Origin of the sequence: Aerococcus mictus (genome assembly GCF_003286595.3) — a bacterium.
In the GTDB taxonomy this organism is placed as follows: domain Bacteria; phylum Bacillota; class Bacilli; order Lactobacillales; family Aerococcaceae; genus Aerococcus; species Aerococcus mictus.
In genome coordinates this window covers 1,673,214-1,691,824 of record NZ_CP132985.1, presented here as the reverse complement: position 1 = coordinate 1,691,824, position 18,611 = coordinate 1,673,214, and the positions used below count along the sequence as shown (strand labels likewise).

Genomic DNA, 18,611 nt, shown 5'->3' with positions numbered 1-18,611 from the left:
CCTATCTCATATAATTAAACTACTGAATCTATATACATAAGATAGAAATTTAGTGTTAACTTTTAGGAGGAAAATTATACAATGGCAAAAGAACATTTTGATCGTAGTAAACCACACGTAAATATCGGTACTTTAGGTCACGTTGACCACGGTAAAACCACTTTATCAGCAGCTATCGCTACTGTTTTAGCTAAGAATGGTTTCGGTGAAGCTAAAGACTACGCTGCGATCGATAACGCACCTGAAGAACAAGAACGTGGGATTACTATTAACACTTCTCACATCGAATACGAAACAGCTAACCGTCACTACGCTCACGTTGACTGCCCAGGCCACGCGGACTACGTTAAGAACATGATCACCGGTGCTGCTCAAATGGACGGTGCGATCTTAGTTGTTGCCGCAACTGACGGTCCTATGGCTCAAACTCGTGAACACATCTTACTTGCTCGTCAAGTTGGGGTTCCTTACTTCGTTGTATTCTTAAACAAATGTGATATGGTTGACGACGAAGAATTACTTGAATTAGTTGAACTTGAAGTTCGTGACTTATTAAGTGAATATGGTTTCCCAGGAGATGACGTTCCTGTAATTAAAGGTTCTGCATTAAAAGCTCTTGAAGGCGACGCAGATGCTGAACAAGCTATCTTAGACTTAATGGAAGCTGTTGACGAATACATCCCAACTCCAGAACGTGACACTGACAAACCATTCATGATGCCAGTTGAAGACGTATTCTCAATTACCGGTCGTGGTACCGTTGCTACTGGTCGTGTTGAACGTGGTAAGATCGAAGTTGGTAAAGAAGTTGAAATCGTTGGTTTAGCTGACAAACCTGAAAAAACAACTGTTACCGGTCTTGAAATGTTCCGTAAAACACTTGACTACGCTGAAGCAGGTGACAACGTTGGTGCCTTATTACGTGGTATTACCCGTGAAAACATCGAACGTGGTCAAGTTTTAGCTGAACCAGGTACCATTACTCCACATACCGAATTCAAAGCTGAAGTTTATGTTTTAACTAAAGAAGAAGGTGGACGTCACACCCCATTCATGAACAACTACCGTCCACAATTCTACTTCCGTACAACTGACATTACCGGTGAAGTTATCTTGCCAGAAGACACACCAATGGTAATGCCTGGTGACAACGTTACTATGGAAGTTAAATTAATTCACCCAATCGCTATTGAAGAAGGTACTAACTTCTCAATCCGTGAAGGTGGACACACTGTTGGTGCCGGTGTTGTTTCTGAAATTCTTTAATTTTTAGAACATGCCAAGAAAAAGAGCTCATCCGAGCTCTTTTTTTATTTTATGTAAATTGCAATATCAAATGCATATTTAAATTCAAAAATCCCAGTTTCATGCAAAATAGCTAAAAAGCTGATAAAGTCAATAATTCTTGGTCCATTTTCTTAGGCTTAAAGTGCTTGATTATTATTTAGAGGTTCAGGCTGGGGTTGTCAAGGTAGAGAGCGTAGCGGACCTTGACTGGCCCAGCCTGAATCTCTATGCTTTATTAAGCATTTTAGCCTGCTTCTCTAAGGGTTTCCTGAAGTTTCGCAACTTCCATGTTATAACAATCATTGGGAGTTTGATAATCTAAGATCTTTCTAAAGCGATTGTTTATGGTATTCGTGTAGTGTGCTAATTCCTGGTACGTCAGCTTTTTAAAACTTGTCCCTTTGGGCAAGTATTCTCTTAACATGCGATTATGTCTCTCATTACTGCCTTTTTCCCAAGCAGAATAGGCATGAGCGAAAAAGACTTCCAAATTCTTCAGAGCATATTCAAGATGAGATAGTTTAGAAAATTCACTACCGTTATCGGTCGTTAAGGTTTTAAAACAGGCTTGCCCCTCTTTGAGAATCATCTTTTTAATCGATTTCACAATAGAGCCTGCATCCCACCTCCAGGTCTTCTTGGTGAGAAGTTTTCTCGTTTTCCTCTCAACTAGAGTAATAATACATGGCTCTCCCTTAGTCTTTTTTCCTATCACGAGGTCAAGCTCCCAATGGCCAAATTCCTCTCTAAAAAGAACGTCTGGACATCGTTGATCAATACTCTTTCCGAATAACTTTTTATTTATCCCACGTGGCTCACTTGATTGCTTTCTCGGGCGAATCCGTGTTTTCATAGGAAGATCAATATTTTTCACTCTTAATAAACCAAGGTTGATATATTTATACATGGTTTTGGTGCAAGGAACGATTTCTAAAGGATGCTCTCTACGATACTTATGAATGAACGTATCAACACTGAAAACACGATCTTTTTTAGGCGTAAGCAAGGCTTCTTCAAAGGCTTTTATGAAAGTAGACTTTCCGAACAAAGCGCCTCTGGCCTTTGAATTTAACCGATTTTCTTTATAAACACGCGAGCCAGTCTCTGCTAAATAGACATCAACATATTGATGATCGTAGGTCATTTGACGCGTTTTTCCACGTTTTAATTCACGAGATATGGTGCTTTGATTAACGCCGATGGCGTTAGCAATCTCTTTCTGTTTATTTCCTTCACGGTGCATTGCTTGAATGATTCCGCGTTTTTCTGCAGAAAGGTGTGCATATGATCTTGGTTTCGTGTTAGAATGTTTCATAGCCAGTGAGTGCTCCTTTACTTGGGTTTAGACGCTTTTAAGTATAGAGCCTCACTGTTTTTGTGTCGTCCTTTTTTATGCACTTCATTTTACAACTTACCTTTTTTTATTTTAAAAATAATTTTAGAACTAAATGGTTTACAAAACAGGTAATTGTCGGTATTTTATTAATAGTTATTTACTAAATTAAGACAAATTGTTAGTGGAAAACGAAAGCAACTTGTCGGGGAGGAAAAGATATGGCTAGTAAGCATAATGGAAAAAAGGGCTTTTTAATTGCTCTGGTAACGGTGATCAGTGTCTTAGCACTGGTCTATTTAGGAGGGAGCTACTATTATCAAGGACACTTCCTGCCAGAAACGGTGATGGCTGCAACAGATATTAGCCACCAAAGCCCGGAAGAGGCAGAAAGTCGCCTCAAAGACAAGTTATCCAACTTAGGGGTTAAGGTCACGGAAAAAGACCAAGTGATTAAGGAAGTCAAACCCCAAGATCTTGGGATTCAATTTAATATCAGTTCTTCCTTAGAACAGGTCTTAGCCCAACAAAATGCTTGGACTTGGCCTTTAGCTTGGTTTAATCAAGACCATGGCGTCCTAGCAGTTGAAGAAAGTAAGGATAATGAAGCTGCTCTTAAAGGGTTGGTTAATGACTTAGCGATTAATAATGCTGAGCGCCAAGCCCCCACTAATGCCCAAGTGGTAGTGGACCAGGCCAATAACCAATTAAGCATCAAAAAAGAAAGCAATGGAAACCAAGTTTCAAAGGAAAAATTAGGGCAATTGATTCAAACAGCCATCGACCAAGGTCAAGATCAGGTGAAGTTGGAGGATGCTTACTTAGAGCCTCAAGTGAAGTCCGATGATCCCGAAATACAAAAGCAGATGGAGCAATTCAATAAGATTTCTTCGATGAAGCTAGCCCTTAATATCGAAGATAAAGACTATCCGATTGACCCCGCTACCATTCAAAGCTGGCTGATTGTTCAAGCAGATTCTTCTCTAGATGTTAACCGCTCTAAGATTTCTGACTACTTACAAGAGTTAAACCAAAAAGTGTCGGGCTTATTAAACCCACATGAGTTTAAGTCGACCATGTCAGGGACAGTGACCATTTTCCCTGGAATTTATGGCTGGTATATTGACCGTGACCGGGCTGTAGAAGAAGTGGCCCAAGCGGTCTTAGCCGGTGAGGATAAGAGTTTTGAACCAAGTATTGCCGGCCAAGGCTATAAGGTAGATAATTTCTTTGGGGATACTTATATTGAAGTTGATATCCCTAACCAAAAACTATTCCTCTATGAAAATGGACAATTGAGTCTGGAAACCGATGTGATTACTGGCCAAGACAAGTCACCAACGATTCCGGGTGCCAATGAAATTTGGAATATGGAGTCACCAAGTATCCTAAGAGCCAATTCACCAATCACTGGAATCCCTTACGAGCAACCAGTGGATTATTGGATGGCCTTTGACTACCATGCGGAAGGCATCCATGATGCTAAGTGGCAACCAGCCTTTGGTGGGCAACTCTACCGCAACATGGCAGGGTCCTATGGCTGTGTCAATACCTCAATCAATGTCATGCCTACCATCTTTGCTAAATCCTATGTGGGCATGCCAGTTGTTATCTTTAATGAAGAATCCCTTCATTAATAATCAGGGCATTCAATAGCATCGAAAATGAACATATATATAATAGAAGAGAAACCGAGTCTTATTAGATAGAAAGCCTCGGTTTCTTTTTGTCTATCTAAGTGAAAGCTCCCCAACCAATACAGTGGGCACTTAGACCATTTAACTCATGCTTATAGCTACGGGGGAAGGCTTGGAGACAAAGGGGACCTTATGAATATTTTTGGCGATTTTTTAAAAAAAGTAAGCGAAAACCCTTGATATCACATCAACATGTCTGTATAATTGTAAGAGTGCTGTAAATTCCAGGGGTTACTATGCCCTGGATTCAAAACAGCCCAAGCTTTGAAGTATGAGGTTGCGACACACCCGGGAGCTTTGCCAAGAGGGTGGAGCCGGTCTTTCATATGGAGCTAGTCAATCGTAGAATTATGACGAGGAGGAAATATAATGGCAAAACAAAAAATTCGTATCCGCTTAAAGGCTTATGAACATCGTGCGTTAGACCAATCCGCACAAAAAATTGTAGAAACCGCTAAACGTACAGGAGCACAAGTAGCAGGGCCAATCCCACTACCAACTGAACGCTCAATCTTCACCGTGATCCGTGCAACTCACAAGTACAAAGACTCACGGGAACAATTCGAAATGCGTACACACAAACGCCTAGTGGATATTGTTAACCCAACACCTAAGACAGTCGACGCTTTAATGAAACTCGACTTACCAAGTGGTGTGGACATCGAAATCAAACTTTAATTTAGTTAACCAATTTTAAAAAAATAATTTTATGGAGGTGTAATCATGACTAAAGGAATCTTAGGTAAAAAAGTAGGTATGACTCAGTTCTTCACTGAATCTGGCGAATTAGTACCAGTTACTGTTATCGAAGCTCAAGCTAATGTTGTTTTACAAGTGAAAACTTTGGAAAACGATGGTTACGAAGCTGTTCAATTAGGTTTCGACGACAAACGTGAAGTTCTTGCCAATAAACCTGAACAAGGTCATGTAGCAAAAGCAGAAACTACTCCTAAGCGCTTCATTCGCGAATTCAAAGATGTTGAGCTAGGAGAATACGAAGTAGGTAGCGAAGTAAAGGTGGATATTTTCCAAGAAGGCGACATCGTTGATGTAACTGGAACCTCTAAAGGTAAAGGTTTCCAAGGCGCGATCAAACGTCATGGTCAACAACGTGGTCCTATGTCTCACGGTTCTCATTACCACCGTGCTGCTGGATCAATGGGTATGGCTTCAGATGCTTCCAAAGTCTTCAAAGGTAAAAACTTACCAGGACAAATGGGTGGCAACACTGTAACCATTCAAAACTTAGAAATTGTTAAAGTGATGGCAGACAAGAATGTTATCTTAGTGAAAGGTAATGTTCCAGGTGCCAAGAAATCACTTGTTGAAATCAAGACAGCTGCTAAATCAGCTGAATAATTGAGGAAGGAGGAAGAAAATAATGGCTAAAATCAACTTATATAAACAAGATGGTTCACAAAACGGCGAAATCGAAGTAAAAGACGACATCTTCGCTATTGAACCAAACGAAACCGCAATCTTTGATGTTATTTTGATGCAACGCGCTTCCCGTCGCCAAGGAACCCACTCAGTGAAAAACCGTTCCGCTGTTAGTGGTGGTGGACGTAAACCATGGCGTCAAAAAGGAACCGGTCGTGCTCGTCAAGGTTCTATCCGAGCTCCTCAATGGGTTGGTGGTGGACGCGCATTCGGTCCTACCCCACGTTCATACAGCTACAAGTTACCTCGTAAGGTACGTCGCTTAGCTTTACGTTCTGCATTATCACGTAAGGTGAGCCAAGACAACTTAGTGGTTGTTGACGCACTTAGCTTAGATGCACCAAAGACCAAAGAATTCAAAAACATTCTCGAAAACTTAAATGTTAATGAAAAAGTCTTAGTGGTAGTTGATAAAGACAACACTAACGCCCACTTATCTGCACGTAACTTAAACAATGTTACCGTAGTTGATGAAGATAACGTGAACGTTTACGACTTAGAAAACCATGTGAAAGTGCTTATGACTCAATCAGCTCTTTCTAACGTAGAGGAGGTACTTGCATAATGAGTGCTCAAGATATTATTCTACGCCCAATCATTACTGAAGCTTCAATGGAAGCTATGGATGACAACAAGTACACTTTTGAAGTAGCTACCGACGCTAACAAAACTCAAGTGAGACAAGCTGTTGAAGAACTTTTCCAAGTAAAAGTTGTTAAAGTAAACATCCTTAATGTACGTGGCAAGTTAAAACGTATGGGACGTTATGCAGGTTATACCCGCAAACGTCGCAAAGCCATTGTCGAAGTTGCTGAAGGTCAATCAATTGAAATCTTCCCAACAACTGATGAAGATTCTGAAGAATAGGAGGAATTAACGTGGCGATTAAAGTTTATAAAGCGACAACTAACGGACGTCGTAATATGTCAGGTTCCGATTTTTCCGAAATCACCAAAAAAACACCTGAAAAAAGCTTATTAGCTAAACAATCCAGAAGAGCTGGACGTAACAACCAAGGTCGTATCACTGTTCGTCACCATGGTGGTGGACACAAACAAGCTTACCGTTTAATCGACTTCAAACGTAACAAAGATAACGTTGAAGGCGTGGTTAAAGCTATCGAATACGATCCAAACCGTTCCGCTAACATCGCATTAATCCATTATACTGACGGGGTTAAAACCTACATCATCGCACCTAAAGGTTTACAAGTAGGTACCCGGATCCAATCTGGTGCTGACGCTGATATCAAAGTAGGTAATGCTTTACCTCTTAAGAATATTCCAGTTGGTACTGTGATCCACAACATCGAAACCAAACCTGGTAAGGGTGGCCAATTAGTTCGTGCCGCTGGTACCAGTGCTCAAGTTTTAGGTAAAGAAGACAAATATGTCCTAGTAAAATTAAACTCTGGTGAAGTACGTTTTATCTTAGGTACATGCCGGGCTACTGTTGGTTCTGTTGGTAATGAACAACACGAATTGATTAACAGCGGTAAAGCTGGACGTAGTCGCTGGTTAGGTAAACGCCCAACTGTTCGTGGTTCCGTAATGAACCCTAACGATCACCCACACGGTGGTGGTGAAGGTCGTGCACCAATCGGACGTAAGGTTCAAATGACCCCATGGGGTAAACCAGCTCGTGGTATTAAGACTCGTGATAAGAACGCACGTAGCAATAAATTAATTGTACGTCACCGTAGCAAGAAACGTTAAACTAACTAGATCTTGACGAAAGGAGCCAGAGTAAATGAGCCGTAGTATTAAAAAAGGACCTTTTTGTGACGAACACTTAATGAAAAAGGTTCAAGAACAACAAGACAACGATAAAAAACAAGTAATCAAAACATGGTCCCGTCGTTCAACAATCTTTCCTAACTTCATTGGTTTAACGATTGCTGTTCACGATGGACGTAAACATGTTCCAGTTTATATTCAAGAAGACATGGTTGGACACAAATTAGGTGAATTTGTTCCTACCCGTACTTACCATGGTCATGCTGCAGACGACAAGAAGACACGTCGTTAATGCGAGAGGAGGAAAATAAATAATGGCAGAACAAGTTTTATCTGCAAAAGCTACTGCGAAAACAGTTAGAATTCCAGCCCGTAAAGCGCGCTTAGTAATTGACTTAATTCGCAACAAGAGCGTTGGCGAAGCAATCGCTATTCTAAAAAACACCCCTCGTGCAGCTAGTCCTGTGATTGAAAAGGTGTTAATGTCAGCTGTTGCTAACGCAGAACACAATTCAGACTTAGATGTAACTAAATTATATGTCAGTGAAGCCTATGTGAACGAAGGACCAACCATGAAACGGTTCCGTCCACGTGCTAAAGGCGCAGCTTCACGTATCAATAAACGCACCAGCCACATTACCGTTGTGGTAAAAGAAGCAGAGGAGGAGTAATTAGTGGGTCAAAAAATTAATCCAACCGGTTTACGTATCGGGGTCATTAAAGACTGGGATGCACGCTGGTTTGAAGAAAAAGATTATGCCAACACGTTACATGAAGACTTAGCTGTCCGTGGTTATATTGAAGACGCGCTAAAAGATGCTTCAATCTCACAAGTTGAAATTGAACGTGCAGCTAACAAGGTAAACATCAATGTGCATACCGCAAAACCAGGTATGGTAATCGGTAAAGGTGGTAGTGAAGTTGAAAAACTCCGTAAAGACCTTAACCAATTAACCGGTAAACGCGTGCACATCAACGTTATCGAAGTTAAACAACCTGACTTAAGTGCAGAATTAGTCGGCGAAAATATCGCTCAACAATTAGAAAACCGTATCGCTTTCCGTCGTGCAATGAAACAAGCCATTCAACGCACCATGAAAGCAGGCGCTCAAGGTATCAAAGTCCAAGTATCTGGCCGTTTAAACGGTGCTGATATGGCTCGTACCGAAGCATTAGACGAAGGAACTGTTCCACTACATACCCTACGTGCTGATATTGATTATGCCTGGGTAGAAGCAGACACCACCTATGGTAAAATTGGTGTTAAAGTTTGGATTTGCCGTGGAGAAGTTCTTCCAACAACTAATAATCAAGAGGAGGAATAATCGTGTTAGTACCTAAACGTGTTAAACATAGACGTGAGTTCCGCGGAAAAATGCGTGGAGAAGCTAAAGGCGGTAAAGAAATCGCCTATGGTGAATATGGCTTACAAGCATTAGATTCTAAATGGATCACCAACCGCCAAATCGAAGCAGCCCGTATCGCGATGACACGTTATATGAAACGTGGAGGGAAAGTATGGATTAAAATCTTCCCTCACAAACCATACTCCGCCAAAGCCATTGGTGTTCGTATGGGTTCCGGTAAAGGTGCTCCAGAAGGCTGGGTAGCTCCTGTTAAACGCGGAAAAATTTTATTTGAAATTGCAGGGGTGCCTGAAGAAGTTGCTCGTGAAGCGCTACGTCTTGCCGCCCACAAATTACCAATTCGTTGTAAGATTGTCAAACGTGATGTAGGTGGTGAATCGAATGAATAAATTTTCTGAATTAAAAGATCTTTCCGTGGCTGAATTAAACGCAAAGGAACAAGAATACAAACAAGAGTTATTCAATTTACGATTCCAATTGGCAACCGGTCAATTAGAAAATACTGCGCGTATTAAACAAGTTCGTAAACAAATTGCTCGTATTAAAACAGCATTGCGTCAACAAGAACTCGCGTAAAACGTTAATCAGTAAAGGAGGATATTAAAGAAATGGCAGAAAAACGTAATCACCGTAAAGTTCTACAAGGACGCGTTGTTTCCGACAAAATGGATAAGACGATCGTTGTCCAAGTAGACACATTTAAATTCCATCCAACATACAAAAAACGTATTTCGTATTCCAAGAAATATAAAGTACATGATGAAAAGAATTCAGCAAAAGTAGGCGACACCGTTAAAATTATGGAAACCCGTCCACTATCTAAGGATAAATATTTCCGTCTAGTTGAAATTGTTGAAAAATCAGTTATTATTTAACGCTAACTGGAAGGAGGATACTAGAAGATGATTCAAACAGAAAGTCGCTTGAAAGTTGCTGATAACTCAGGAGCACGTGAAGTCCTATGTGTCAGCGTTTTAGGTGGTTCAGGTCGTAAAACAGCTAACATCGGTGACGTTATTGTATGTACAGTAAAACAAGCTACACCCGGTGGCGTTGTTAAAAAAGGTGATGTGGTAAAAGCTGTTATTGTTCGCTCAAAGAGTGGAACACGTCGTGCTGATGGTTCATACATCAAATTCGATGAAAATGCCTGTGTAATTATTCGTGATGACAAAACACCACGTGGAACTCGTATCTTTGGACCAGTAGCTCGTGAATTACGTGAAAACAACTATATGCGTATTATTTCACTCGCTCCAGAAGTACTTTAATCATATTGAAAGAGAGGTGTCCAAAAGATGCGTATTAAAACAGGTGATAAAGTAGAAATTATTGCTGGTAAAGACAAAGGCGTTCAAGGAACAGTTTTAAAAACTTTCCCTAAGAAAGATCGCGTGCTCGTTGAAGGCGCAAACTTAGTGAAGAAACACCAACGTCCATCCCAAGCAAATCCACAAGGCGGCATCATCGAAGAAGAAGCTGCGATTCATGTATCAAATGTCCAATTAATTGATCCAGAAACCAACGAAAAGACCCGCGTTGCCATTGAAGAACGTGACGGCAAACGTGTTCGTGTGGCTAAAAAATCTGGCAAAGCCTTAGATTAATCAAGGAAGGAGGAACTAACAGATTATGGCTAATCATTTAAAAGAAAAATACAATAACGAAGTAAAGAACGCTTTAATTGAAAAGTTTAACTATACTTCTCCAATGCAAGTGCCAAAAGTTGACAAGATTGTTTTAAATATGGGTGTCGGCGACGCTGTCTCCAACTCAAAAAATCTTGAAAATGCAGTTGAAGAATTAACCAAGATCTCTGGTCAAAAACCAATTATCACCAAAGCGAAGAAATCAATCGCTGGTTTCCGCTTACGTGAAGGTATGCCTATTGGTACCAAAGTTACCTTACGTGGTGAACGTATGTATGACTTCTTAGACAAGTTAATTAATGTTTCACTTCCTCGTGTTCGTGACTTCCGCGGAATTAGTAAACGTTCCTTTGATGGACGTGGTAACTACACCTTGGGTATTCGTGAACAATTAATCTTCCCAGAAATTGACTTTGATGAAGTTGATAAAGTTCGTGGGTTAGACGTTGTTATCGTAACTACCGCAGAATCTGATGAAGAATCAAGAGAATTATTGGCACAATTAGGAATGCCATTCCAAAAATAGTACAAGGAGGCGAACGGTTTGGCTAAAAAAGCAATGATCGAAAAGAATAAACGTAAACCTAAGTATTCAACACAGGCTTACACACGTTGTGAACGCTGTGGCAGACCCCACTCTGTTTACCGTAAGTTTAAATTATGCCGTATTTGTCTTCGTGAACTTGCCCATAAAGGACAACTTCCAGGGGTCAAGAAGGCTAGTTGGTAATCAAGTAATATAAAGGAGGGTGTACTTAGATGGTCATGACAGATCCAATTGCGGACTTCCTAACTCGTATTCGTAACGCTAACTTAGTGCGTCATGAAACAGTTGAAGTTCCAGCTTCAAAAATGAAAGAAGCAATTGCAAAAATCTTAGAAGAACAAGGCTATATCAAAGGCTATGAAGTCTTAGAAGACGACAAACAAGGGATTATCCGCGTATTCATGAAATACGGTGCAGATAACCAACGTATCATCACAAACTTACGCCGTATTTCTAAACCAGGATTACGTGTTTACGCAAAAAGTGATGAAATTCCTAAAGTGTTAAACGGCTTAGGAATTGCCATTGTTTCAACATCTGAAGGTGTTGTTACTGACAAAGAAGCACGCCAAAAGAACATTGGTGGCGAAATTCTTGCCTACGTATGGTAAGAGAGAAATCATTATAGAAAGAGGTGCAGCCTAGATGAGTCGTATTGGTTATAAACCAGTTGCCGTACCAAGTGACGTAACCGTATCTGTTGACGGTTCAACTGTTACTGTTAAAGGCCCTAAAGGTGAATTAACACGCGAATTCAATCCATTGATTAAAATCGCTCAAAACGAAGAAAATGAATATACTTTTGAACCAGTTAACCAATCAAAAGAAGCCCGTTCTATGCATGGAACGTCTCGTTCATTATTCTATAACATGGTATTAGGGACCCACGAAGGTTTCTCTAAACAATTGGAACTATCCGGGGTTGGTTACCGTGCTCAATTACAAGGTAAAAAACTTGTCTTACAAGTGGGATTATCCCATCCAGTAGAATTTGAAGCACCAGAAGGTATTGACTTTGAAGTTCCAAGCAATACTGAAATCAAGATTAATGGTGTTGACAAAGATAAAGTTGGCGAATTAGCTGCGAAAATCCGTCAAGTACGTAAACCAGAACCTTACAAGGGTAAAGGGATTAAATACGCTGGCGAACACATTATCCGTAAAGAAGGTAAAACTGGTAAGTAATAAGCTTACAGTACTTTATCTCATAAAAATAACAATTAAGAGGTGACAAAATTGATTAGCAAACCAGATAAAAATGCATTACGTCAAAAACGTCATGCACGTATTCGTCGTAATCTTTCTGGAACAGCAGAGTGCCCACGCTTGAGCGTTTACCGCTCAAATAAACACATCTACGCTCAATTAATTGATGACGTAGCGGGTGTTACGCTTGCAAGTGCCTCTGATGCCAATTCAGAATTAAATAAAGGAAGCAAAACTGAAAATGCCCAAGCAGTTGGCCAAGCCATTGCTGAACGCGGTAAAGAAGCAGGAGTGACTGCAGTTGTCTTTGACCGTGGGGGTTACCAATATCACGGCCGTGTCAAAGCTTTAGCAGAAGCCGCTCGTGAAAATGGATTAGAATTCTAAGCAAAGGAGGATACCTAAACATGGCAAAAGATTTCGTTCAAATTGATGACAAAAAAATTGAAGATCGCGTTGTTGCTATTAATCGAGTAACCAAAGTTGTTAAAGGTGGTCGCCGTATGCGCTTTGCAGCCTTAGTGGTTGTTGGTGACGGTGAAGGTCACGTTGGCTTTGGTACTGGTAAAGCTTCTGAAGTGCCTGCAGCAATTAATAAAGCGATTGAAAATGGTAAGAAAAACATGATCGCGGTTCCACTTGCTGGTACAACTATTCCACATGAAGTCATTGGTAAATTCAATGGTGGTCGTGTTATGCTTAAACCTGCTAAAGTCGGTTCTGGGGTTGCCGCTGGTGGTCCAATCCGTGCCGTTGTTGAATTAGCCGGTATTGCTGATATCACTTCAAAATCTCTCGGATCCAATACACCAATTAATATGGTTCAAGCAACTATCCAAGGTCTTGCTGAATTAAAAGACCCTAAAGAAGTTGCTCAATTACGTGGTAAATCCGTACAAGAACTATTAGGTTAGGGGGACAAACCATGTCAGAAGTAAAAATTACTTTAAAGAAAAGTTTAATTGGTCGCAAAGAAGATCAAATTAGAACAGTTAAAGCACTAGGTTTAAAACATGTTGGCTACAGTGTTGTTAAGACACGCGATGAAGCAATTAATGGTATGATTAATAAAGTAGCCCACCTAGTCTCTGTTGAAGACGTAAAATAATATCTAAAGGAGGTGCAGACTAGATGGCATTACATGAATTACAACCCGCAAAAGGATCTCGTCATTCACGCAAACGTGTAGGTCGTGGATCAGGGTCAGGTTGGGGTAAAACCTCTACCCGTGGTCAAAAAGGACAATTAGCACGTTCCGGTGGACGGACTCGTCTAGGCTTCGAAGGTGGACAAACTCCACTTTACCGTCGTATCCCTAAACGTGGTTTCACCAACATTAACCGTAAGGAATATGCGATTGTTAATATCGAAGACTTAAATGTTTTTGAAGACGGCTCAGAAGTTTCAGCCAATGAATTAGCTGAAGCAGGTTTAATCAAGAAGGAAAAAGCTGGCGTTAAAATTTTAGGACAAGGTAACTTAGAACGTAAGTTAACAGTAAAAGCTGCTAAATTCTCAGCGTCTGCAAAAGAAGCTATTGAAGCCGCTGGGGGAGTTTGCGAGGTGATCTAATGTTTAGCACCTTGAAACAAGCCTTCAAGGACAAAAATATTAGAGGTCGAATCTTCTTTACTCTATGGATGTTAATTGTCTTTAGAATCGGCTCACATATTACCGTTCCCTTTGTTAATGCTGGAGCGGTATCAACTTTAGCAAATTCGGGCCTATTCGGCTTGTTAAATACCTTTGGTGGTGGAGCCTTAGCGAGTTACTCCATCTTCTCCTTAGGTGTTTCACCCTACATTACTGCTTCGATTGTTATCCAGCTCTTGCAGATGGAAATTGTTCCATCATTCACTGAGTGGTCCAAGCAAGGGGAGGTAGGGCGTCGGAAGTTAAATAAATGGACGCGTTACTTTGCAGTAGCGATCGCTTTCTTTCAATCATTAGCTTTGTCTCTAGGGTTTAACTCATTAGCCCAATTCGGCCTAATTCAAAACCCAAGTACGACAACTTACTTATTCATTGCCTTGATTATGACAGCTGGATCCATGTTTGTTACCTGGATTGGGGAGCAAATCACCCAATATGGTGTAGGTAACGGAACCTCACTGATTATTTTTGCAGGGATCGTTTCACGCGTCCCTACAGAAATTGTCGCTTTTGTGAGTTCCAAACTTCTCAAAGCAGAAGGCAACGCCTTGGTTCAAAACGGCTTATTGGCACTGGCCTTTATCCTGATAATGATCCTTATCATTACCTTTGTGGTCTTTATCAACCAGGCTGAACGCCGGATTCCGGTGCGCTATTCTAAACGGGCCAATAGTGCTAACCAACGTGCCCACCTACCATTGAAAATCAATTCAGCTGGCGTTATTCCAGTGATCTTTGCTAGTTCCTTAATCATGGTTCCGCAAACGATCTTGAATTTCTTTAGAGCTTCTCACGGTGAGGCTGAATGGTTTAAACTCGTCTCACGGATCTTTTCATTACAAGATCCTTTAGGAATTGCCCTATATGCGGTGACGATTATTCTGTTCACCTTCTTTTATGCCCATATTCAAATTAATCCAGAACGTGTGGCTGAGAACTTCCAAAAATCAGGAGCTTACATTCCTAGTGTTCGTCCTGGTTTAGCGACGGAACAGTTTATTTCAACGGTTCTCAATCGTTTAAGTTTCTTTGGTGCACTGTTCTTAATGGCCATTGCAACCGCGCCTTTAGTGATATCTTATGTCTTAGATATGTCACAAAGAGTCGCTTTAAGTGGGACAAGCTTGTTGATCGTTGTCGGAGTCGCATTAGATACCTATAAACAAATTGAAGGACGTTTAATTAAACATCGTTATATTGGTTTCATTCGTGAATAGGAAATTGGGAGTGCATAGAGATGAAAAGAAATATTATTTTGATGGGCCTACCTGGTGCAGGTAAGGGGACCCAAGCTGAACGTATTGAAGCAGCTTATAAAATTCCTCATATTTCTACTGGTGATATGTTCCGCCAAGCTATGGCTGACGGTACGGAATTAGGGAAGAAGGCCAAGTCCTACATGGATTCTGGTTCTTTAGTCCCTGATGAAGTAACCAACGGCATTGTCAAAGACCGCTTAGCTCAAGTCAAAGACGATGAGGGTTATATGTTAGATGGTTTCCCAAGAACCATCAACCAAGCTGAAGCTTTAGAAGAGATTACGGCAAGTATTGATCAACCCATTGATGCAGTCATTTACATTGATGTTGATCCTGATGTGTTAAAACAACGTTTAACCGGCAGAATCATTTGCCGTTCGTGTGGGGCAACTTATAATGTTAACTCTAACCCACCAAAAGAAGAAAACACCTGTGACCGTTGTGGTAGTCATGATTTCTACCAACGTGAGGATGACAAAGCTGAAGTTGTCGAAAATCGTATCCAGGTGAACCTAAAACAAACCACGCCTCTGGTTGAATTCTATGAAGCTAAGGGCAAGCTCTACAAGGTTCCTGGTGACATTGGCATTGAGAATGTCTTTAACCGCATTTCTGAAGTTATCGAAGATTAGACTTGATAACTATTCTTTGTTGTGGTAAAATATTCGAGTTAGTCGAAAGATACACCTACTGTTTGAAGCTATTACTTGGATAGACTGGGAGGATATATTGTGGCTAAAGAAGATATGATTGAAGTTGAAGGTACTGTTACTGAATCGTTACCAAATGCAATGTTCAAAGTCGAGCTCGAAAACGGCTTTGAAGTTTTAGCGCATATTTCAGGAAAAATGCGTGTTAATTATATCCGTATTTTACCTGGCGACCGTGTAAAGGTAGAAATGTCTCCTTATGACTTAAGTAAAGGACGTATTACCTACCGATTCAAGTAATGGTGGTATAAGGAGGTAAAAGAGTGAAAGTTAGAGCATCAGTAAAACCTATTTGTGAAAAATGCAAGGTAATTCGCCGTAGTGGCCGTGTGATGGTTATTTGTGCGAACCCTAAACATAAACAACGTCAAGGTTAATTAATAGATAGGAGGGACCAGATAAATGGCACGTATTGCAGGAGTAGATATTCCTAGAGATAAACGCGTTGTTATCTCATTAACCTACATTTTCGGTATTGGTAAAGCCACAGCTGAAAAGATTTGTGAGGCTTGTGATGTTTCCGAAGATACTCGTGTTCGTGACCTCACTAACGATGAACTTGACCGCCTACGTAAAGAAGTGGACAAGATCAAAGTTGAAGGTGACTTACGCCGTGATATCAATATGGATATCAAGCGCTTACAAGAAATTGGTTCATACCGTGGTATGCGTCACCGTCGTGGCTTACCAGTTCGTGGACAAAACACTAAAAACAATGCACGTACCCGTAAAGGTAAACGTGGCTTAGCAATCGCTAAGAAGAAATAATTAATTTAAAATAAAGGAGGTTAGCATACAGATGGCAAAAGCAAAACGTCAAGGATCACGTAAACGTCGTGTCAAGAAGCATGTTGAGTCAGGCGTCGCACATATCCACTCAACATTCAACAATACTATTGTGATGATTACTGATGAACAAGGAAATGCAATTTCTTGGTCTTCTGCAGGGGCTCTTGGCTTTAAAGGTTCCCGTAAATCAACACCATATGCTGCACAATTAGCTTCAGAAACAGCTGCTAAAACAGCAATGGATCATGGGATGAAAACCGTAGAAGTATCGGTAAAAGGTCCTGGCTCTGGTCGTGAATCTGCTATTCGTGCACTTCAAGCTGCAGGATTAGAAGTTACTGCAATTCGTGATGTAACACCTATTCCTCATAATGGTTGTCGTCCTCCAAAACGTCGTCGTGTTTAATGTTTTAAAACGATTGATGCATTTGGACTTACTTAAAGGTGCAAGTTTTCACGTTTTGAAAGGGGTAAACTACTAGATGATCGAAATTGAAAAGCCAAATATCGAAACCATTGAAACCAGCGAAGATAATAAGTTTGGTAAATTCGCTGTCGAACCACTAGAGAGAGGTTATGGGACGACTTTAGGTAATTCCCTTCGTCGTGTACTTTTATCCTCATTACCAGGGACAGCTGTTACATCGATAAAGATTGAAAATGTTTTACATGAATTTTCAACTATTCCAGGAGTACGTGAAGACGTTACCCAAATTGTTCTTAATATTAAGCAACTTGCGCTTAAATTATACGATGTCGATGAAAAGGACATTGAACTTGAAATCACTGGACCAGCTGAAGTAACTGCTGCAGATATTACTGCTGATGCGGACTTCGATGTTTTAAATCCAGATCTACATATTTGTTCTTTGGCTGAAGGTGCCAAAATCCATATGCTGATGCATGTTAAGAATGGACGTGGCTTTGTTCGTGCCGAAAACAACAAAACGGACGACATGCCTATTGGTGTCATTCCGGTCGATTCAATCTATACACCAATCAAGAAGGTTAACTACCAAGTAGAAAATACTCGGATTGGTGAAGTCAATGAGTACGATAAATTGACTTTCGATATTTGGACGGATGGAACGATTGCCCCTAAGGAAGCTTTAAGCTTAGCGGCTAAAGTCTTAACGGAACATCTTGCAATCTTTGTTAGCCTAACTGATGAAGCTCAAGAAGCTGAAATCATGGTTGAGAAAGAAGAAACACAAAAAGAAAAAATGCTCGAAATGACCATTGAGGAATTAGACTTATCGGTACGCTCCTATAACTGCTTGAAACGGGCAGGGATCAACACCGTTGAAGAACTTACTCAAAAGACTGAAGCAGAAATGATGAAGGTCCGTAACCTAGGACGTAAATCATTAGACGAAGTCAAAGGCAAACTCGACGCATTAGACTTATCTTTAAAAGATGATGACTAATATCTTTAAGAAGGAGGAATACTAAGAATGAGTTACCGTAAATTAGGTCGTAGTAGCTCCCAACGTAAAGCCTTATTACGTGATTTAACTACTGACTTATTAATCAACGAACGCATTACCACGACTGAAACTCGCGCTAAAGAAATTCGTAAAACTGCTGAAAAAATGATCACTTTAGGTAAAAAAGGCGATCTCGCTTCTCGTCGTCGCGCAGCAAGTTACTTACGTAATGAAGTGAGCGATGTTCGTGTTGAAGACGAAAAAATCGTTATTGAAACCGTTCTTCAAAAGTTATTCAATGACTTAGGTGAACGTTACGCTGACCGTCAAGGTGGTTATACTCGTATTTTAAAAACTGAACCACGTCGTGGCGACAACGCTCCAATGGCGATTATCGAATTAGTATAAAACTTTTGAGTGTTATGATGATGGAAGGAGACTTTGGTCTCTTTCCGAGTCTAGCTCTTTCATCCCTAGGCAGAAGTCTAGGGGTGAAAAAGTTTGTTTTTTA

The 18,611-nt window shown here is 40.6% G+C and carries 32 protein-coding genes; 31 read left to right on the top strand and 1 reads right to left on the bottom strand.

Annotation, left to right across the window (positions count from 1 at the left end; translation table 11 throughout):
* The first annotated feature begins 81 nt into the window (after positions 1 to 81).
* Positions 82 to 1,266: an elongation factor Tu gene (gene tuf / locus DBT49_RS07790; protein ID WP_060778677.1), complete on the top strand. Its 1,185-nt coding sequence runs from the start codon at positions 82 to 84 to the stop codon at positions 1,264 to 1,266.
* A gap of 265 nt (positions 1,267 to 1,531) precedes the next feature.
* Here the strand turns inward: tuf and DBT49_RS07785 are convergent, their stop codons facing one another.
* Positions 1,532 to 2,602, bottom strand: a complete 1,071-nt coding sequence (locus tag DBT49_RS07785) for an IS30 family transposase (RefSeq protein WP_083300396.1) — start codon at positions 2,600 to 2,602, stop codon at positions 1,532 to 1,534.
* A gap of 239 nt (positions 2,603 to 2,841) precedes the next feature.
* Here DBT49_RS07785 and DBT49_RS07780 point away from each other — a divergent pair, with 239 nt between their 5' ends.
* The 30 genes from DBT49_RS07780 (at position 2,842) to rplQ (ending at position 18,508) form a co-directional block, all read left to right on the top strand.
* Entirely contained in the window at positions 2,842 to 4,257 is a 1,416-nt protein-coding gene (locus DBT49_RS07780; protein WP_070558378.1) for a L,D-transpeptidase family protein, read from the top strand.
* 429 nt (positions 4,258 to 4,686) lie between these two features.
* The gene (gene rpsJ / locus DBT49_RS07775; protein ID WP_060778675.1) at positions 4,687 to 4,995 is read left to right on the top strand and encodes a 30S ribosomal protein S10; all 309 of its coding nucleotides are present in this window, start codon (positions 4,687 to 4,689) and stop codon (positions 4,993 to 4,995) included.
* Between the two features lie 45 nt (positions 4,996 to 5,040).
* A complete protein-coding gene (gene rplC / locus DBT49_RS07770; protein WP_013669423.1) occupies positions 5,041 to 5,676 on the top strand; it encodes a 50S ribosomal protein L3 in 636 nt (211 codons plus the stop codon).
* Between the two features lie 22 nt (positions 5,677 to 5,698).
* Entirely contained in the window at positions 5,699 to 6,322 is a 624-nt protein-coding gene (rplD, locus tag DBT49_RS07765) for a 50S ribosomal protein L4 (protein ID WP_060778674.1), read from the top strand.
* Complete coding sequence (rplW, locus tag DBT49_RS07760; protein ID WP_060778673.1) at positions 6,322 to 6,624, top strand: 50S ribosomal protein L23; 303 nt, start codon at positions 6,322 to 6,324, stop codon at positions 6,622 to 6,624. The genes rplD and rplW overlap by 1 nt, the downstream gene beginning before the upstream one ends.
* An 11-nt stretch (positions 6,625 to 6,635) precedes the next feature.
* Positions 6,636 to 7,472 (top strand): 50S ribosomal protein L2, encoded by an 837-nt coding sequence (rplB, locus tag DBT49_RS07755; protein WP_013670129.1) that lies wholly within the window; start codon positions 6,636 to 6,638, stop codon positions 7,470 to 7,472.
* A 34-nt stretch (positions 7,473 to 7,506) separates the two neighbouring features.
* Positions 7,507 to 7,785: a 30S ribosomal protein S19 gene (rpsS, locus tag DBT49_RS07750; protein WP_013668682.1), complete on the top strand. Its 279-nt coding sequence runs from the start codon at positions 7,507 to 7,509 to the stop codon at positions 7,783 to 7,785.
* 22 nt (positions 7,786 to 7,807) lie between these two features.
* Positions 7,808 to 8,164: a 50S ribosomal protein L22 gene (rplV, locus tag DBT49_RS07745; RefSeq protein WP_013669907.1), complete on the top strand. Its 357-nt coding sequence runs from the start codon at positions 7,808 to 7,810 to the stop codon at positions 8,162 to 8,164.
* A 3-nt stretch (positions 8,165 to 8,167) separates the two neighbouring features.
* Positions 8,168 to 8,818 carry a 30S ribosomal protein S3 gene (rpsC, locus tag DBT49_RS07740; protein WP_070558380.1) on the top strand — a complete coding sequence of 217 codons (651 nt, stop codon included), beginning with the start codon at positions 8,168 to 8,170 and terminating at the stop codon, positions 8,816 to 8,818.
* A gap of 2 nt (positions 8,819 to 8,820) precedes the next feature.
* The gene (gene rplP, locus DBT49_RS07735; protein WP_013669835.1) at positions 8,821 to 9,249 is read left to right on the top strand and encodes a 50S ribosomal protein L16; all 429 of its coding nucleotides are present in this window, start codon (positions 8,821 to 8,823) and stop codon (positions 9,247 to 9,249) included.
* The gene (rpmC, locus tag DBT49_RS07730) at positions 9,242 to 9,436 is read left to right on the top strand and encodes a 50S ribosomal protein L29 (protein ID WP_013670083.1); all 195 of its coding nucleotides are present in this window, start codon (positions 9,242 to 9,244) and stop codon (positions 9,434 to 9,436) included. Before rplP ends, rpmC begins: the two co-directional genes overlap by 8 nt.
* A 32-nt stretch (positions 9,437 to 9,468) precedes the next feature.
* Positions 9,469 to 9,735: a 30S ribosomal protein S17 gene (gene rpsQ / locus DBT49_RS07725; RefSeq protein WP_013668808.1), complete on the top strand. Its 267-nt coding sequence runs from the start codon at positions 9,469 to 9,471 to the stop codon at positions 9,733 to 9,735.
* A gap of 27 nt (positions 9,736 to 9,762) precedes the next feature.
* A complete protein-coding gene (gene rplN, locus DBT49_RS07720) occupies positions 9,763 to 10,131 on the top strand; it encodes a 50S ribosomal protein L14 (RefSeq protein WP_013669368.1) in 369 nt (122 codons plus the stop codon).
* Between the two features lie 27 nt (positions 10,132 to 10,158).
* Entirely contained in the window at positions 10,159 to 10,467 is a 309-nt protein-coding gene (gene rplX / locus DBT49_RS07715; RefSeq protein WP_060778672.1) for a 50S ribosomal protein L24, read from the top strand.
* A gap of 25 nt (positions 10,468 to 10,492) precedes the next feature.
* Positions 10,493 to 11,035 (top strand): 50S ribosomal protein L5, encoded by a 543-nt coding sequence (gene rplE, locus DBT49_RS07710; protein WP_013669078.1) that lies wholly within the window; start codon positions 10,493 to 10,495, stop codon positions 11,033 to 11,035.
* 18 nt (positions 11,036 to 11,053) lie between these two features.
* Positions 11,054 to 11,239, top strand: a complete 186-nt coding sequence (locus DBT49_RS07705; RefSeq protein WP_041705886.1) for a type Z 30S ribosomal protein S14 — start codon at positions 11,054 to 11,056, stop codon at positions 11,237 to 11,239.
* A 29-nt stretch (positions 11,240 to 11,268) separates the two neighbouring features.
* Positions 11,269 to 11,667, top strand: a complete 399-nt coding sequence (gene rpsH, locus DBT49_RS07700) for a 30S ribosomal protein S8 (RefSeq protein WP_060778671.1) — start codon at positions 11,269 to 11,271, stop codon at positions 11,665 to 11,667.
* A gap of 34 nt (positions 11,668 to 11,701) precedes the next feature.
* The gene (gene rplF / locus DBT49_RS07695) at positions 11,702 to 12,241 is read left to right on the top strand and encodes a 50S ribosomal protein L6 (protein WP_064292994.1); all 540 of its coding nucleotides are present in this window, start codon (positions 11,702 to 11,704) and stop codon (positions 12,239 to 12,241) included.
* 42 nt (positions 12,242 to 12,283) lie between these two features.
* The gene (gene rplR, locus DBT49_RS07690; RefSeq protein WP_013669422.1) at positions 12,284 to 12,649 is read left to right on the top strand and encodes a 50S ribosomal protein L18; all 366 of its coding nucleotides are present in this window, start codon (positions 12,284 to 12,286) and stop codon (positions 12,647 to 12,649) included.
* 20 nt (positions 12,650 to 12,669) lie between these two features.
* On the top strand, positions 12,670 to 13,176 hold the full coding sequence (rpsE, locus tag DBT49_RS07685) for a 30S ribosomal protein S5 (protein WP_013668649.1): 507 nt from the start codon (positions 12,670 to 12,672) through the stop codon (positions 13,174 to 13,176).
* 11 nt (positions 13,177 to 13,187) lie between these two features.
* Complete coding sequence (gene rpmD / locus DBT49_RS07680; protein WP_013669956.1) at positions 13,188 to 13,370, top strand: 50S ribosomal protein L30; 183 nt, start codon at positions 13,188 to 13,190, stop codon at positions 13,368 to 13,370.
* Positions 13,371 to 13,393: 23 nt separating this feature from the next.
* A complete protein-coding gene (gene rplO, locus DBT49_RS07675; RefSeq protein ID WP_013669395.1) occupies positions 13,394 to 13,834 on the top strand; it encodes a 50S ribosomal protein L15 in 441 nt (146 codons plus the stop codon).
* Entirely contained in the window at positions 13,834 to 15,132 is a 1,299-nt protein-coding gene (gene secY, locus DBT49_RS07670) for a preprotein translocase subunit SecY (RefSeq protein ID WP_060778669.1), read from the top strand. The genes rplO and secY overlap by 1 nt, the downstream gene beginning before the upstream one ends.
* 20 nt (positions 15,133 to 15,152) lie before the next feature.
* Positions 15,153 to 15,806: an adenylate kinase gene (locus DBT49_RS07665; RefSeq protein ID WP_070558382.1), complete on the top strand. Its 654-nt coding sequence runs from the start codon at positions 15,153 to 15,155 to the stop codon at positions 15,804 to 15,806.
* 99 nt (positions 15,807 to 15,905) lie between these two features.
* The gene (gene infA, locus DBT49_RS07660; RefSeq protein ID WP_013669764.1) at positions 15,906 to 16,124 is read left to right on the top strand and encodes a translation initiation factor IF-1; all 219 of its coding nucleotides are present in this window, start codon (positions 15,906 to 15,908) and stop codon (positions 16,122 to 16,124) included.
* 23 nt (positions 16,125 to 16,147) lie between these two features.
* On the top strand, positions 16,148 to 16,261 hold the full coding sequence (rpmJ, locus tag DBT49_RS07655) for a 50S ribosomal protein L36 (protein ID WP_013669541.1): 114 nt from the start codon (positions 16,148 to 16,150) through the stop codon (positions 16,259 to 16,261).
* 25 nt (positions 16,262 to 16,286) lie between these two features.
* Positions 16,287 to 16,652, top strand: a complete 366-nt coding sequence (gene rpsM, locus DBT49_RS07650) for a 30S ribosomal protein S13 (protein ID WP_060778667.1) — start codon at positions 16,287 to 16,289, stop codon at positions 16,650 to 16,652.
* 31 nt (positions 16,653 to 16,683) lie between these two features.
* Positions 16,684 to 17,079 carry a 30S ribosomal protein S11 gene (rpsK, locus tag DBT49_RS07645; RefSeq protein ID WP_013669034.1) on the top strand — a complete coding sequence of 132 codons (396 nt, stop codon included), beginning with the start codon at positions 16,684 to 16,686 and terminating at the stop codon, positions 17,077 to 17,079.
* A gap of 76 nt (positions 17,080 to 17,155) precedes the next feature.
* On the top strand, positions 17,156 to 18,100 hold the full coding sequence (locus DBT49_RS07640; protein WP_070558384.1) for a DNA-directed RNA polymerase subunit alpha: 945 nt from the start codon (positions 17,156 to 17,158) through the stop codon (positions 18,098 to 18,100).
* A gap of 27 nt (positions 18,101 to 18,127) precedes the next feature.
* Entirely contained in the window at positions 18,128 to 18,508 is a 381-nt protein-coding gene (gene rplQ, locus DBT49_RS07635) for a 50S ribosomal protein L17 (protein ID WP_013669270.1), read from the top strand.
* Positions 18,509 to 18,611: the final 103 nt, after the last annotated feature.

Excerpts from the sequence above, each read along its gene's own strand:
- rplE (WP_013669078.1), top strand. The coding sequence starts at position 10,493 with ATGGCTAATCATTTAAAAGAAAAATACAATAACGAAGTAAAGAACGCT.
- DBT49_RS07785 (WP_083300396.1), bottom strand. The coding sequence starts at position 2,602 with ATGAAACATTCTAACACGAAACCAAGATCATATGCACACCTTTCTGCA.
- rplC (WP_013669423.1), top strand. The coding sequence starts at position 5,041 with ATGACTAAAGGAATCTTAGGTAAAAAAGTAGGTATGACTCAGTTCTTC.
- rplW (WP_060778673.1), top strand. The coding sequence starts at position 6,322 with ATGAGTGCTCAAGATATTATTCTACGCCCAATCATTACTGAAGCTTCA.
- rplN (WP_013669368.1), top strand. The coding sequence starts at position 9,763 with ATGATTCAAACAGAAAGTCGCTTGAAAGTTGCTGATAACTCAGGAGCA.
- rplD (WP_060778674.1), top strand. The coding sequence starts at position 5,699 with ATGGCTAAAATCAACTTATATAAACAAGATGGTTCACAAAACGGCGAA.
- rplO (WP_013669395.1), top strand. The coding sequence starts at position 13,394 with ATGGCATTACATGAATTACAACCCGCAAAAGGATCTCGTCATTCACGC.
- DBT49_RS07665 (WP_070558382.1), top strand. The coding sequence starts at position 15,153 with ATGAAAAGAAATATTATTTTGATGGGCCTACCTGGTGCAGGTAAGGGG.
- rpsM (WP_060778667.1), top strand. The coding sequence starts at position 16,287 with ATGGCACGTATTGCAGGAGTAGATATTCCTAGAGATAAACGCGTTGTT.
- rplV (WP_013669907.1), top strand. The coding sequence starts at position 7,808 with ATGGCAGAACAAGTTTTATCTGCAAAAGCTACTGCGAAAACAGTTAGA.
- rpsS (WP_013668682.1), top strand. The coding sequence starts at position 7,507 with ATGAGCCGTAGTATTAAAAAAGGACCTTTTTGTGACGAACACTTAATG.
- rpmC (WP_013670083.1), top strand. The coding sequence starts at position 9,242 with ATGAATAAATTTTCTGAATTAAAAGATCTTTCCGTGGCTGAATTAAAC.
- rplX (WP_060778672.1), top strand. The coding sequence starts at position 10,159 with ATGCGTATTAAAACAGGTGATAAAGTAGAAATTATTGCTGGTAAAGAC.
- DBT49_RS07640 (WP_070558384.1), top strand. The coding sequence starts at position 17,156 with ATGATCGAAATTGAAAAGCCAAATATCGAAACCATTGAAACCAGCGAA.
- rpsE (WP_013668649.1), top strand. The coding sequence starts at position 12,670 with ATGGCAAAAGATTTCGTTCAAATTGATGACAAAAAAATTGAAGATCGC.
- rpsH (WP_060778671.1), top strand. The coding sequence starts at position 11,269 with ATGGTCATGACAGATCCAATTGCGGACTTCCTAACTCGTATTCGTAAC.
- rpsJ (WP_060778675.1), top strand. The coding sequence starts at position 4,687 with ATGGCAAAACAAAAAATTCGTATCCGCTTAAAGGCTTATGAACATCGT.
- tuf (WP_060778677.1), top strand. The coding sequence starts at position 82 with ATGGCAAAAGAACATTTTGATCGTAGTAAACCACACGTAAATATCGGT.
- rplF (WP_064292994.1), top strand. The coding sequence starts at position 11,702 with ATGAGTCGTATTGGTTATAAACCAGTTGCCGTACCAAGTGACGTAACC.
- rplQ (WP_013669270.1), top strand. The coding sequence starts at position 18,128 with ATGAGTTACCGTAAATTAGGTCGTAGTAGCTCCCAACGTAAAGCCTTA.
- rpsQ (WP_013668808.1), top strand. The coding sequence starts at position 9,469 with ATGGCAGAAAAACGTAATCACCGTAAAGTTCTACAAGGACGCGTTGTT.
- rpsK (WP_013669034.1), top strand. The coding sequence starts at position 16,684 with ATGGCAAAAGCAAAACGTCAAGGATCACGTAAACGTCGTGTCAAGAAG.
- rpmD (WP_013669956.1), top strand. The coding sequence starts at position 13,188 with ATGTCAGAAGTAAAAATTACTTTAAAGAAAAGTTTAATTGGTCGCAAA.
- DBT49_RS07780 (WP_070558378.1), top strand. The coding sequence starts at position 2,842 with ATGGCTAGTAAGCATAATGGAAAAAAGGGCTTTTTAATTGCTCTGGTA.
- secY (WP_060778669.1), top strand. The coding sequence starts at position 13,834 with ATGTTTAGCACCTTGAAACAAGCCTTCAAGGACAAAAATATTAGAGGT.